The 16,707-nt window shown below is 46.4% G+C and carries 1 protein-coding gene; it reads right to left on the bottom strand.

Going from position 1 to position 16,707, the window contains the following annotated elements:
- Positions 1-148 precede the first annotated feature (148 nt).
- Positions 149-16,195 carry a retention module-containing protein gene (locus N646_RS20280; protein WP_021035964.1) on the bottom strand — a complete coding sequence of 5,349 codons (16,047 nt, stop codon included), beginning with the start codon at positions 16,193-16,195 and terminating at the stop codon, positions 149-151.
- Between the last annotated feature and the right edge of the window lie 512 nt (positions 16,196-16,707).

Genomic DNA, 16,707 nt, shown 5'->3' with positions numbered 1-16,707 from the left:
AACTATCACTATAACGTCGTAACAAGATAACCCCTTTGCTTCGCTCTTTATTTCTATTTCGATTCAAATATCTCCTGTTTAAAATCAAGCTTTCCCGAAAAAAATGGGCGGCTTATCAGAGCCGCCCATTTTTGTGTTGTATACAGGTTTATCCGTTATCAATAACACCGTTGTTGAGCAATGACTCTAAAATTTCGTTGGAGCTGAGACCGTTGAAGTCGATTGAAGTACCTAAGTTTTCCACGACAATAGTCTGTTGAACATTTGCATCCGTCGTAATGTTCAGAGAAACACTTTCCGTCGATGCATCGTAGTCTGCCGAAATGTGACCAAGCAGATCATCCATGTCGATCATTGAGTTATTGAGATCAGAGATAACTTCACGTAAATCGATACTGTCTTCGTTAACAGTGAAGTCAGTAATGGTATCCACTGCCCCTTCATCAACGGAATCTACCGTCCACTTGAAGATATCGCTGCCGTCTCCACCCGTTAAGATATCTGAGCCTAAGCCACCGATAAGCACGTCATCACCATCACCACCCAGAATAACGTCGTCACCGTCTCCACCAATCAAGTTGGTACCTGTGTCTCCGCCGACTAAATAGCTGTCGTCCACTGCGGTTGACTGGTCAATATCGTCGCTATCACTACTCACATCCAAACTAATTTGGACAGGTGAAGACTGCGCTTCATCGCCATTAGATTCCGTTGATATCGCCGTAAGCGAAATATCGTAAGAACCGACATCAATACCACTGTTAGTATCTGTTGCGACAATTTCTAGCGTATCAATTTCATCGCTTGGTACTGTCCAAGTGGTACCATCGAAGCTAATGCCTGATGGAGAAACGCCACTTGTTACCTCAGCACTAGCTGGTACGCCCGTTAGCTCCAAAGACAGCACCTCGTCAATATCAGTAAGCGCCGCCATGATTCCGACAATCGCTAAACCTTGACTGCTCGCGGTTTGGCTAGCCGTAATTTGACGAATGTAATTAAACTGAGGATTGATATTCAATGTAGGTGCATCAGCTACAGGTGTCACATTGATAGTGAAGTCTTGATTCGCCTCCAATGCGGAACCCGATGCATTTTCGAAGTACACACCGTTGTCTTCGACTTTCACCGATAAAGTGATTGAAGCTGCGTTGACATCTCCTGCATCCACAAATACACCCTCAGAAGCGTCTGTTGCTCCAAGAACGGAGTTAATATTATCTGGTGTGCCCATTAGGGTTATTTCACCAGCCATCCCCGCCCCAACAGTCACACCACTACCTGTTGGCGGCTCGACACGAAGGTCGCCCTCGGTAACTGTAAGAGTCACGGTCATGATTTCATTCGCCTGTGCACCAGTGAAGTCGATGTCACTTACACTAATACCCGTTATTTTCTGGCCATCGGCTTCGTTGATCGTATCCGTTACCGACGTTGCAGTGATTTCAGGTGCGTCATTGGTCGCTTCAACATTCAACACTGCTGTGCCCGCGATTGTAATTGGGTCTGGAGCGCCGTTAGTGGTTCCGTCATCTGTGATTTCATAAGTGAAATCAACGTCACCAAAGAAATCTGCTGCGGGTTCAAACGTCCACTCTGTCGCACTCACTTGAGTCAACGTGCCGGAAGTTGGGTCCACTAACGCAACATTATCGACGGTCAAGTTGTCTGACTCAGGATCACTTGCGTTGCTCAGCAACTCAGTAGCCGTAATAGTTACCGAACCACCATCTTCTTCGGTACTACTCAACGTTACCTCTGATGTTACCGGTGCATCGTTCACCTCAGTGACTTCGAAGGTCGCCGTTCCTGACACCGTTTGAGGATCTGAAACACCGTTCGTTGTACCGTTGTCGGTAATGTCGTAGGTCAGATCGACCTTGCCGTTGTAGCCAGGCGCAGGAGTAAATGACCATGTACCTGTTACGTTGTCGAAATCCAATGTGCCGCTGCTTGGATCAACCAACTGGACATTGCTCACCATCAAGGTGTCGTTTTCAATATCAGACGCATTCGCCAACAAATCAGCTTGGGTAATATCAACCGCCGTACTGTCTTCTGCGATATCAGAAAGTGTCACTTCAGACGTCGTTGGAGCATCATTGACTTCCGTTACGTTGAACGATGCGCTGCCGTTAACCGATTTAGGATCGGATGCACCATTTGTCGTGCCATCATCTGTAATGGTGTACGTGATTTCAACTGGACCGTTGTAATCTGGTGCTGGGGTAAATTCCCACTCTCCCGTGCCACTGTTGAAAGTAATGCTGCCCGAATTCGGATCCGTTAACTGAACATTGCTAACCGTGAGATTATCGTTCTCTACGTCTGTCGCATTCGCAATAAGATCCGCTTCAGAGATGGAGAACACACCACTGTCTTCTTCAATATCCGGTAGCGTCACTGGCGTAGTTTCTGGGGTATCATTCACCGCTGTTACTTCAATATTGAAGCTGCTGCTGTTGGTATTTAGGGTGTCATCTACCCCACCAATTACGATACCTTCATTACCTTGGTCATCGACTGTCACGTCCACCTGAACGTCACCAAAGAAGTTCAGCTCTGGATTAAACTCAATCAGACCGTCTGCAATGGCATTGTTTAGATCGGCCACTGTACCTTTCAGTTCAACGGAGTCCGTACCATCACCGCTCACGGTTAGGTTGTAAGTAGCGATGAGCGTTGGATTAAGCTCCAAGATACCGCTGTCGACGTTCACATTGAGTACATATTCAGCATTCGGATCATCGAGTACGGCATCAATATCGGTAATGCTGAAACCATCAAGCAGCATTGGCGTATCTTCTGGTGTTTCCACATCCACGGTATTGACGAACTCTGGACGATCGTTCACTGCTTCAACATCAACAGTGACATCAAACTCCTCTGCGGAGCCCAAGCTTTGACTGCCATCGAGCCCAGTATCAACGGCTTGCACTTTGAAATGCAGCGAACCATCCCATGAGTTATCATTGCGATCCCCTGAATTAAACACCACTTGATCCAAATCTTGAGCATTGATTTCTAAGACAAAAATGCCGCCGCCTTGGTCAGTAAATACTGTCCCATCAGGTAATGAAACGCTCGCCCCATCAGGGACATTTGAGACCTCAACTCTCAGCGTCTCTGGATCATTTTCCTGGTAGTTTGCACCATCTCCGATGGACTCTTTGTTATCAACCACTAACGCATTTACATTAATAACAATGTCTTCGCCCTCATTACCTGCAGCCGAAGTGTCGGGGTTCACATCAACATCATCACCAATAGGATTGACAATAAGCGTAAAGTTATTGTTTCGTTCCGTTGGTACTTGTAGCAACTCCTCTTGAATGAAGACCGTAATACCTATCTCAGCCTCGCCACTAAAGTGTTTTGGCGGTTTAATTTGGATGTCACTCAGGTCAATGGACGTCTGAGTGAGATCTTTTAGTTGAATACTCCATTCGCCCCCACCGTTATTCTTAACAACATAATCAGAGGAATTGGATTTAACGATAAAGTCATCAGGAAGCCCCGTTAACTTGAGTGAAACGAAACTCTCAGAACCGTCATTATCGTTCAGGCTGATCGAAACACCAGAGCCCGATTGATTCAGCGAAATTAAAGTATCTTCGTCACCAATCACCGTGATTGGCTGCGTCGGATCGGCACCTGTAATGGTAATGTCATCAACGACTGGCGTAACTTCAAATGTGACATCGTCAGTGAAGGTTCTCACATCTATATTATCGCCAGAGTTATTCAAGATAGACTGATCAAACACAGCTTCATCAGTAATTTCTCCCTCGATATTAATCTTGACGGTATTTTGGCCACCACCTACGGGGTAATTTTCTTTTGGCTTAAACAGAACATTGTCAAGCGCACCAGCTAAAATCTCAGCTTCATTAAACTCAATACTGGTTCCTAAGCTGTTACCATTGGCATCAACAAACTCACCTAATGTTGTGTCATCAAGCTCTAACTTGATGTTCGTTAGTGTTTCTCGACCACCTTGAGTGTTGTTAAATTGATCGGCAAAATCAACACTCAAGTTAAGTTGGATTAAGCCATCTTCGTAACCAACACCATCCGCCGTGGGAACGTCGTTATTTAGATCAGTTACAGGTTGTTTGTTTGCATCCAAGCCGAAAGTACCAACGATATCTACTTTTACATTCGGTGTGACATCGCTATCCAACGGCTGATCCCCGGCTGAACTCGGAACGTCTGCAACCGGTAAAACCTGAACTGGAAACTGGACATTATTTTCTTTTTCATCACCGGACTCAGTGTCTTTAGTGACAAACCGAATTGGTAATTCGAAATCACCTGCGTAATCTTCTGCCAAGTGCATCGTCAAGCCATCAAGGCCAGTAATATTTCCACTCGCATCGATATGGGCTTGGAACACGTATTTACCATTGACAAAATCAACATCCGTCCCCGTGATCACCAAATCAGGAGGAATGCCAGGAGCTGAAGGATCGACGATAATAGTTAAGACATCTTCCACACCATCTGCATTAATCGCATCGACTTTCGACGTCAACTGAGCACCAAGGTTAATAGAATTGTCTTCCAACGCTTGAATTTGGACATCATCAGCCACCTGAATCTCTGCCGCTACACTCATTTTCGGTGTGAGGACGGTTGGAAACTCTAGTGTCACATCCGTTTGACGCACGACCGTCGCATCTTTTTCGTTGCCCAAATCTTCGCCCAAATCATTCACTTCTGCGTAAATGGTTAAGCCAATTTGAGAGAGACCACCGTTATCGCCATCGTCACTGTCATCGTTTGGTGTTAAATCAAGTCCAGACGGCGCTTTAATTGAGAAGTTGTCTTCATTAGTTACTGTCCAACGACCTCCACCTTCATTTAGTGCACCGACGATAACCAATTGGTTGAGGATCTCAGGGTCCACATTGTGAAATTGAACAACAAGTTGAGTCACCACTTCATCTGAAGACGCATCAAACTCTTGGTATTTAATGATATGAGCGCCAGATTCGCCCCCCATAGAAGTGTTGATCGTAAAGTCAATGTTACCTTGATCATCTGACTTCACGATATCGGTAGCACCACCACCACTTTCAGTGACAAGCAGACGGGTTTGGTCATCTATTGCCCCCGTCTTATCCTCTGGCTCAACGATTGGATTAACTTGGACATTCACCGTACCATTGATGGTTTTCTCAGCGATACCTTCACCGGGATTCGAAGCGTCAACATATTCATGGTCAATCTCTTTCACAGTGACGGTCGTGGTCAAGTCAAAGTCAGTACTTGAATCCTGCTCCAACTGGACTTGAACATAGCCACTTTGAGAGATTTTAGCGGAAAAATCTTGCTCTGATTCACCGGCTTGCGGTGAAAGCGTTAGTGTTCCAGAAACAAGCGCTTGTGCCACACCATCTACATAGACCGTGCTGCCTGGAGGAAATCCAGAGATGGTTACATCACTAAAGAATTCATCGGTATCAGGGCTTTGTACGAGCGTCGGTTTCCAATCGATGTCAAAGCGCGTATCTTCATCTCCCTCCGATCGAACAACGTAGTTATCTTGAGCATCAATAACGGGTTCGACCTTGATCCTTACCTCTCTTTCAATCACACGACTATGACCATCATTCTCGGTAACAATGATCGTCCCTGTAATCGCAATGTTTTCGGTTGAAGAGGCTTCTGGAATAATTTGAATACCGGAATTAAAATTCAGCCCAGTGATGTTTGCTTCGTAAATCGGTTGACCGTTACCATCATAGCCAACAAAGGTGAGGTCAACGCTTGAACCGTCTGAATCTACGACACGAACACCGTCGGGGATGTTGGACAGGATAACAGTAATGGCTTCTGAATCATCCTGTGGTCTATCGGCAACTTCACCAGATACAACCGAGAAGTTGAGGTTTACAACACCATTCTCTTCAATAGTCGTCTCTATTCCGGCCACATCTCCGTCTACGAATCGGTTCCAAACGTTCCCCGCGTCAATTAATACCGTGTCTGGTATGTCAGCAACACCTTTTACACCAACGATGACGGTCTTACTGCCCAGTGACAACACATCTTCTGTCGTACCGGTAGACAATGATGCTGTGTCTTTCACAATGCCTTCGACATTGAAAGTAAAGTCATCATTGCTGTGCAACGGAGGAAGAACTTCGACGTTCGCTAATTCAGACTCTGGCACTTCGTAATAAAGTACATTGCCGCCTGAATCGGTCACTTCTACTATCTGACTTGGGTTTGCTGAGTCCAGCCACACCAAAGTAACCCCATCAATTGAGAAGTTAGAAATGCGCACAAATAACGCTTCAGAACCATCTAAGTCCGCTGATGGTTTCATGGTGATCACTTCACTTAATTGGAGTGGATCGTGATCAGTGACAGGGTCTACCGTATTTTGAGTTCGAGCATTATCCTCAAACACATTAATTCGGTTTACAGTAAAACTACCTTTATCCGCAACTGGGTTTACATCAATAATGATGGTTTCGGTTTCTGAGCGAGCGGTATCTTTCCCAAGCAGTGGATTGTTGTTTTCCGTCGTAATAGCGGTGACATCAATTCTGATTTCGCCCGAGAAGTTATCTATCGGATCAACTTGAACTTCATCAATTCGGCTTGCATCCACCAGATAAACACCACCGGATTTTGGTATCGCACTACCATCTGAATAGACTAACTCTGCGTTACCTTCTCCTTGTGTAAAGACAAGCTCGTACACAATGCCTTCTGGGTTACTAGTGTCTTGGGTTTCAGCCGCGATGTTAAGTGCGACATTGTTTCCATCTTCATCAACCGAGTAGTTAAATTCGCTGCTTGCCGTCCACGTTGCAATATCTGCGACAGCAGCAACTTCAATGTCTAAACGACCATTAATCGTATGATCTGGCGTACCATTGTTAAGAATTTCCACGCGGATACGAGGATCGATACCAGAAGCATCGGTTGATGTATGACGATCTGGTACGAAGTACAAGTTATCTAACGAGACAAGCTCACCATTGAATGACTGCTCAACATTTGATGCGTCGAGAACAACCGTATTGCCCACAGATGTTAATTCAATGTAGTTGCCACTGCCGTCTCTGTAGTAGAACGTACCGTTGTGAGTATCAGCATCTCGAATAGTGATGTCACCTAAGCTCTCGTTACGGTCGATATCGTGTAAATTGATAACCAAGTCGACTTTCGCAGGGCTAACATCCAGCGTCGACAAGTTGTCCTGAGTATTTGCAGAGTCAACGCCCACAACGACACCATCACGCCCTTGGTCTTCGAACGCAGTAACGGTAGACGTGTCAATTTGCGCATTGCGGTCTCTTATCGAGATATCCACATCGGCATCTGCGATATCGCCATCACCATCGGTTGCAACAACGTTGATGGTGAAATCAATCGAGTCGGTTTCGGTATGGTCAAGGTCGTCATTCGGACGGAATGACACACTGCCATCGGTTCGAACAACCAAACGACCGATTTCAGTATCCACTCCGTCAAGAACCTTGTGAACAAATACGACTTGGTCGCTGCCGTTCAAATCGACAGAATCAGAATCAACACCATTTTGCTTAAAGTAAATGCCTGAATCATCAGCCGAGAATGAAGTCACTTGTGCGCCGTCAGCACCAAGGTCATCATCCCCCTCTACAGGGTCTCGGAATAAACGAACCGTGCGGCTGCCTTGCCCCTCAACACGCGAAATAGATGCATCGTGCAAGGTTGGAACATCATCGGTAATCGTCACTGGTAAGTTAATACCTGCCGTATCACCATCGACATCGGTCGCAAAGACTGGGAGATCAAGTATGAGTGTATCTTCGCCTTGAGTTGAGTGATCTAGCGCACCCTCAAGCGTAAACTTGTAAGAGCCGTCAGCGTTCAAAACTAGTGTGAACACTGAGTTACCATCAGGTGTTTGACCTTGATAAGTAAAGTTGTTGTTGCTTACCGCGGTTTGAACTAAAGTCACCGCAAAACCACCTGAAGTTACTCCTGGTATCGGGTTAGAAGTAAGATCCAGCTGATAAGAGACAACGGTATCTGCCCCTTCCACCGTATCGAAATTGCCCGTTGCTTCTAGGCTGTCTTTGTTGGTTGCCTGAGAGCCGTTGGCAAGGTCATCCTCATCAACAGCCAAAGCATCTGCTGATTTAATTTCGGGAATGTCATCAACTACGGTAATTGGAAGATTCAGTGATGATGACGTGTCACCATCAAAGTCTGTTACTGTAATTGGAATATCAATGACAAGGTTGTTTTCACCTTGAACAGCGTCATGGTCGATTGGTCCCAACAGCTCAAATTGGTAGCTGTCATTATTCGCATCAAGAGACAGCGTGAAGATCTTAGTTGATGTGCCAGTAATAACCGCTTCGTAACTGGTTACTCCACCATTCGTGCTTACTAGATTCAACTCGATGCTGCTGCCGTTCGACGTTAAACCAGACACGACTGCATCGAGGTCTGAAACTTGGTAGCTGACAATCTTGTCTGCACCAGCAACGACCTCAAATCCGCCGTTCAATACCGTTGAATCACTACTTGTCGTGTCAGAGCCACCGGAAAGATCATCTTCATCAACGGTTTGTTGGCTAGAGTCTGTCACTTTCACAATAGCTGGGACATCGTCCACCACGGTGATCGGCAAGGTGATGTTATTGGACACATCGCCATCAAAATCAGTCGCGTTGACTGGGAAGTTAATGACCAACGAGTTTTCATCGTTACCCGCAGGATGATCAAGTGCACCCAACAGTTCAAATTCATAACTGTCTGCTGAACCATTTAGCGTCAGTTTAAAGACGGTGTCCGTCGTACCTTGTACATAAGCTCGGTACTCAATCACACCGTTTGAATTTGAAAACTCAACCAACTCAAGCGGTTGACCACCTGAGGTAAGGCCAGAAACAGGCGATGTTAAACTATCCAACTGGAAGCTAACGATAGAGTCGGCACCATCAGTAACGTCAAAGTTGCCACCAATGATATTGGATTCTGGCGTGTCGTCCGAACCTTGGCTTGGAATATCATCCTCATCCACAGACAAGGTACTACCAGAGCTAATAGCATCAATGGTTGGTTTGTCATCTACGATCGTAACTGGCAAGGTCGCAGTGATGGTATCGTTGTCGCCATCCGTGATCTTCACAGGTAGATTCAACAAAATCTCATCAGAGTTAACCGCGTGATCTAACTGACCAGATAACTCAAAGTCGTATTTACCATCTTGATGAAGTGTCAACGTGAAGACCGTCACTCCACCCGGAGTTTGTCCCACGTAAACAAGCGCGTCAGCAGTTGAAGCGCCAACGTCTTGAGAAAGTGTTACCTCTTCTCCACCCGATTTCAGGTTCGGAATAGGATTTGAGCTCAGATCCAATTCGAAAGCATCAATACCATCTGCGCTAGTGACTTCGAATTCACCTGATACCGTTAACGGCTCTTTAGTGCCATCAGAACCAAGAGGTAAGTCATCTTCGTCGACACGTAGACTTTCAATATTGGTAACAACTGGAACATCGTCCACAACGGTAATTGGCAATGTGAAGGCTGGTGAAGTATCACCATCATTATCTGTCGCCGTCACAGGGAGGTTAATAACAATCTCGTTTTGCTGATTACCATCTGGATGATCAAGCGGCTTCTGTAAATCGAACTCGTAGGTGTTGTTCGTTGCATCCAACGTCAGTTCGAAAACCACTTCAGCAGGATTGCCAGCGACACCTTGGTATACGTTCACGCCGTTTGCGCTAGAAGACAGAACTAAGGTGATAGCGTCACCATCTGAAGTCAGTGACGCAACTGGCGTGGTCAGGTCACTCAGCTGAATAGAAGCAACTTGGTCAGCACCTTCGGTGATATCAAAAGTACCTGAAATAACAGTATCTTCTGCACTTGCAGCATCCGTACCTGCTGGTAGGTCATCTTCATCAACGGTTTGTTCGCTGCCTGCTAGCAAACCATCAATGGTCGGAACATCATCCACAACCGTAATTGGTAAGGTGATGTTGTTCGACACGTCTCCATCAAAGTCAGTCGCGTTTATCGGTAAATTTATGATCAGTTCATTCTGGCCATCAGCATTTGGATGATCGAGACGAGCGAGCAAATCGAACGTGTAGCTGTCATCAGAGGCATCGAGGGTTACACGGAATACTGGTGTCGTCGTGCCATCAATACGAGCTTCGTAAACTGAAACGCCACCTGCGTTTGATACTTCAACCATAACCAGAGATTGACCACCAGAGGTCAGGCCTTGTACTGGCGTCGTTAGGTCAGAAACGCTGTACTCGACAATGCCATCAGAACCATCAGTCGCGATGAAGTTACCGGCAATGCTGTTCGACTGTGTACCATCAGATCCGATTGTTGGGATATCGTCCTCATCAACCGTTTGCACACTTGTTGCTTCGATTCCACCAAGTGTCGGCTTGTCATCAACGATCTTGACAGGAATTGTCTCAGCAGAGGTATCGCCATCAAAGTCTGTTGCGATGATTGGGAAGTTGAGCGTTAACTCATCACTATCAACAGCATGATCGATTGGGCCTTCAAGCGTGAAGTTATAAGAGCCATCAGTGTGCACTGTCAGTGTAAAGACCGACTCGGTGCCTGCTGTTGCTTGATAGGTAAAGCTGCCGTCGCCATTTGCGGTTTCAGCCAATGTGACTGCCACGCCTTGTGATGTGAGTCCAGCCACTGGTGTTGCTGAAGCATCAAGCTGATAGCTCACCACTCGGTCCGAGCCTTGTGTGGTGGTAAAGTTACCATCGATTGAAATCGGGTCAGTTTGGTCTGAGCCAATCGTACTTAAGTCATCTTCATCAACGGTAATCGCATCGACATCAGTAATGGTCGGTTTATCATCCACGATGGTGACTGGGATCGTTTCTGTGGTGGTATCACCATCAAAATCCGTTGCGATGATTGGGAAGTTCAGCGTCAGCTCATCACTGTCTACCGCATGGTCGATTGGCCCTTGCAGCGTGAAGTTGTATGAGCCATCCGTGTTTACTGTTAGCGTAAATACGGCTTCAGTTCCTGCTGTCGCTTCATAAGTGTAGCTACCGTCGCCGTTTGCGGTTTCAGTCAGCGTGACGGCCACACCTTGTGATGTTAGACCGTCAACAGGCGTTGCAGCAGCATCCAATTGGTAGCTTACTACCCCATCAGAACCTTGCGTTGTAGTGAAGTTGCCATCGATTGAAATTGGATCTGAGCCGTCAGAGCCAATCGTCGCTAGGTCATCTTCATCCACACGGATTGCGTCTACGTCAGTGATGGTTGGTTTATCATCAACGATAGTGACAGGTAACGTCTCCGATGAGGTGTCGCCATCAAAGTCTGTTGCGATAATCGGGAAGTCGATTTGCAGACTGTCGCTATTCACCGCATGGTCTAGTGGACCTTGCAGTGTAAAGTTGTAGCTGCCATCTGGCTTCACAATCAATTCAAATACGGCATTGCCATCTGCCGTGGCTGTGTAAGTAAAACTACCGTCGCCGTTAGCAGTTTCAGCAAGCACGACAGGCTCACCATGAGAGGTCAACCCAGATACTGGATCTGCTGTTGCATCAAGCTGGTATTTAACAACGCTGTCTGAGCCTTCAGTTGTGGTGAAAGAACCCGACATAAACGCATCATCGTTTTGGTCTGAGCCAATTGAGGCGAGATCATCTTCGTCCACCGTGAGTGGAACAACGTTGTCGATAGTTGGAACGTCATCAGTAATCGTGACGGGAATGGTCGCGGTCGTCGTATCGCCGTCAAAGTCTGTTGCAATGATTGGGAAGTTCAGTACTAATTCATCGCTGTTTAACGCGTGATCGACCGGCCCTTCCAGACGGAAGTTGTATGTACCGTCAGCATTCACATTCATGGTGAAGACAGGATTGCCATCCGCGGTAGCCACGTAAGTAAAGCTGCCATCAGCATTCGCAGTCTCTACCAAAGTAACAGGCTCACCTTGAGAAGTTAAACCTGCGACAGGATCCGAAGTTGAATCAAGTTGGTAGCTCACCACACGGTCTGAGCCTTGAGTGGTCGTGAACGCGCCTTCCACAAACACAGCGTCAGTTTGGTCTGAGCCAATACCTGATAAATCATCTTCGTCTACAGTCAGAGGCACAACATTATCGATGATTGGTGCATCATCCGTAATCGTGACTGGAATGGTTGCCGAAGTCGTATCACCATCAAAATCGATGGCAATAATTGGGAAATCAATCGTCAGGCTGTCGCTGTTAGCGGCATGGTCAATCGGGCCTTGCAGCGTAAAGTCGTACGTACCATCTGTTGCGACATTCAACGTGAAGACAGGATTGCCGTCTGCGGTCGCCACATAGGTAAAGCTGCCGTCACCATTCGCGGTTTCCACCAAGGTAATCGCCTCACCTTGAGATGTCAGACCCGCAACAGGATCAGCGGTTGAATCTAGTTGATAGCTCACCACTCGGTCAGAGCCTTGAGTGGTCGTAAACGCGCCTTCAACGAACAGATCGCCGCCAGGGTCGGAACCCACACCACTAAGATCGTCTTCATCAACACTCAACGCATCCACCGCTGTGATGGTAGGTTCATCATCAACAATCGTGACTGGAATGGTTTCAGTAACGGTGTCGCCATCAAAGTCGGTTGCGATAATTGGGAAGTTCAGTGTCAGCTCATCACTATCAACAGCGTGATCAATTGGCCCTTCTAGCGTGAAGTTATAAGAGCCATCAGTATTCACTATCAAAGTAAATACAGGGTTGCCACCAGCTGTCGCTTCATAAGTGAAACTGCCGTCACCGTTTGCCGTTTCAGTCAGCGTTACCGCTACACCTTGCGATGTTAAACCGTCAACTGGTGTTGATGTGTCATCGAGTTGGTAGCTCACCACTCGGTCTGAACCTTGTGTGGTGGTGAAGTTACCATCAATAGAAATTGGATTGCTTTGGTCTGAGCCAATTGAAGCTAGATCATCTTCATCAACGGTAATTGCGTCGACGTCGGTAATCACTGGCTTATCGTCCACAATCGTCACAGGGATCGTGGCATTTGTGGTGTCGCCATCAAAGTCGGTCGCGATGATTGGGAAGTTGAGCGTCAACTCGTCGCTATCAACAGCATGATCAATTGGCCCTTCAAGCGTGAAGTTATAAGAGCCATCAGTATTCACTGTCAGCGTAAAGACCGCTTCACTCCCCGCCGTCGCCTCGTAAGTAAAGCTGCCATCAGCGTTTGCGGTTTCAGTCAGCGTGACGGCCACGCCTTGTGATGTAAGGCCATCAACTGGTGTTGAAGAAGCATCGAGCTGATAGCTCACCACTCGATCAGAGCCTTGTGTAGTAGTGAAGTTGCCATCGATTGAAATCGGGTCAGTCTGATCTGAGCCAATCGTACCTAAATCATCTTCATCAACGGTAATTGCATCGACATCGGTAATGGTCGGCTTATCATCCACGATGGTAACAGGCAGTACGATTTGGCTTGTGTCACCATCGAAATCGGTAGCAATAACGCTAAAATCAAGGGTTAAGCTGTCGGTATTTGCCGCATGGTCGATTGGACCTTGCAGCTCAAAACTGTACGAGCCATCAGTATTCAAAATCAATGTGAAGACTGCACTACCATTTGCCGTTGCGCTGTAGGTGTAACTACCGTTTGCATTTTGCGTTTCGGCAATGGAGACGGTTTGCCCTTGAGATTGCAGGCCATTTAAAGGATCAGCATTTACATCCAACTGATACTGTACGACGCCATCAGAGCCCTGAGTTGTCGTAAACTGACCTTCGACCAGCGTTGACTGTGATTGGTCAGAGCCTACCGAACTTAAATCATCTTCATCGACGGTAAGAGCAACAACATCGTTAATGGTTGGCACATCATCAGTAATGGTAACCGGCAGAACAAGTGAACTGGTGTCACCGTCAAAGTCAGTTGCGACAATAGTGAAGTCTAGCGTTAAGCTATCACTACCCACAGCATGATCGATTGGACCTTCAAGGGTAAATGAATAAGAGCCGTCAGGGTTCACTTGTAAGGTGAAGATAGCATCCCCTTCTGCCGTCGCAGAATAGGTAAAGCTGCCATCTGAGTTGGTTGTTTCCGTCAGAGAGATAGATCGACCCTGTGATTCCAACCCATTGAGTGGATCAGTGCCGCTCTCTAATTGATAACTTACGACACGGTCTGAGCCCTGAGTCGTCGTGAAGTTGCCTTGCGCGAGCACAGAGTCGCTTTGATCGGAGCCGATGCTTGATAAATCGTCTTCATCGACGGCGAGTGCATCAACGCCATCAATCGTAGGAACGTCATCTTGAACTTGAATGACAATTTGCGCAGCTTCTGGTGTGTTCGAACCTTCGGTAATAGAGGAGCGGTCACCATCCGCATCTACCGCGTAAACTGGCAATGAGAAAGTAAGCGAGTCGTCGTTAGCCCCCGTATGGTCAAGTTGTTCATACAAGTTGAATTGGTATTCGCCCAATGCAGGTGCATCAATCGCCACATCAAATACGGTAATACGCACACCATCCAGCTCGATGAAGCCTTCGTAAGTACGTACGCCGTTACTCTCGGACGCTAGTTCTAGTTGAACAACCTGCCCTTGAGATTGGAGTTCTCCACCAACATTGAACTCTGTAGGTTCCAACTCATAGTGATCAATGATGTCACTTCCGACCGCTGTCGTGATCGACCCAGTACCACTTGTTACTGCCGCGCCTTCCTGTGAACCTTGGTCAACCCCCGCCTCGTCTAAAGACAAGCCCGTCACGTTCTCAATCACTGGATTATCGCCATCGAGGATGGTCATCGTAAAGGTGTTGCTTGCCGTATCTTGGTCGAAATCGACGATTGTGGTTGGCAAAGAGAGCTCAATCGTATCTTCACCGTTTGTTTGTTCTAACGGCTTAAATTGCTCAAATTGGTAGGTACCATCAGTATTCAAACTGATGGTTAAGACGGTTTCATTCGAGCCCGCAATGGACAAGGTGATAGTACTGCCGTCTTCAGAGAGTACCGCTTCTGTCGCCTGATTATCACTCAGTAGGCCATCGAACTGACTAAGTCCTTCTTGATTAAACGTGACCGTTGCCAATTGATCACTACCAATATCAACAAAAGTGCCAGTAATTGGTGTAGAAGAAGATTCAACGTTTTCAAAAGTAACGTTCTGCGGCGCAGGATCATCGCCATCAATAACGGTTGTCGTAAAATCGATAGGCGCTTGAATGCTATTACCACCAATATCTGCGCCTGTAATGTCAAAAGTAATATTGATTTGATCACCGACGATCGATACTTGGCCATCAGCAACAGACGCAACATGGTCAATACCCTGGCTAATCGTGGTAACGACCTCTAACTCTAAATCACGGCCTAAAGATGTCGCTTCGATCTCGATACGAAGTACTTCGTTACCTTCTTGGGTGCCGATAATGGCATTTTGCGCTTCGTCATAAACGAACGCCACTGGCTGACCACCAGAGGTAATATCACTGTTAAGCTCAGTCAACAAAGACTCTAAAGAAGACGTTTCGGGTACAAATGAAGCAGTATCAAGTGCGAGATCCCCTGCTTCAACCAGCACACTAGAAGAAATGGTTTGCGGGTAGCTAGATAGAGAAATTGAGCCTTCTGTTACGCTAGATTGCAGTGACTGCCCACCATCAGCAAAAATCGTGACATTCAAACCGTCATCTTCGTCGCGATCATCTTCTCCGCTGCGAGTCGCAGACGTTTCAAAAAAAGTAGAAGCGAGTACTTCCGGGTTATTATATTCAACCGTCACGTAGCCAGCATTAGCCGAGCCTTCAGCACCTGCGCCAGCAGCTGTTGCTTCTAAGATAGCGGTAGGGTCAGCTCCGTCTAAAATAGCTTGCTGGATAGCGGCAATATCGTTGGCGTCGAAGTCAGCACTTCCAATAGCCGTTGGGTCAAAAGTCACTAAGCCATTAACTGGAGATTGTACCAATACTGGTTCTAACGGTTCAGAAGAAGGCACAGGAAGACAAGCAACACAATTTGCATCGACCAGATAAAGCTCATTATTTATCTGTACGTCGAGAGAAGCATTATTTTCTGTGATAATAATCTCGCCAGGTCTTAACTCATCCCCCGCTTTTATGACCTTAACGTTTCCATCCAGGCCCAAAACCAAAACTTCACCTTTGACAGCATTTACAATCGCGCTCTGCGGTACCGTGTGCGTACTCATCTGACCTCCGCTAATGGCTTACGTTTCCCATTAACCTTTTTAGATAATTTCTTATTAATTTAGTGCGGCATACTGCACACCTTTATACGATTAAACTAAGTATTGAATCATTAAACAATCGATAAATACCCTACTACCAAGCAACATAAGTAAAACTTACTCGTAGTCACAGAAATGTGACACATGTGCTGACGCGTAGATATCGAATAATTATATGAAATTGATACCTTATTCTGATTAAGTGTAGTTGTTTTAAGAAAAGAAGAGAGATGAAATCATTCAGCTAAACGCCAGACTGCCGGTTGCGATCAATAATGGAAGAAAAGCAATGAGAATGTTGTATACACCGGAGCGTGATGACAGCTTAATCAATATCGGTGACGAAAAAAACGTAACGATTAAATATTGAACAACATAAATTGCAGGACAAAATGCAACGATAAAAATGTGGCTTACGATATGAATCCCCGCACACCACGAGTTCGGTTTTGTTCTGATATACAGCAAAAAAA

It is taken from the genome of Vibrio alginolyticus NBRC 15630 = ATCC 17749 (assembly GCF_000354175.2).
In the GTDB taxonomy this organism is placed as follows: Bacteria; Pseudomonadota; Gammaproteobacteria; order Enterobacterales; family Vibrionaceae; genus Vibrio; species Vibrio alginolyticus.
Note: the sequence above shows the minus strand (reverse complement) of the source record. Positions and strands in the feature narration are given on the sequence as shown.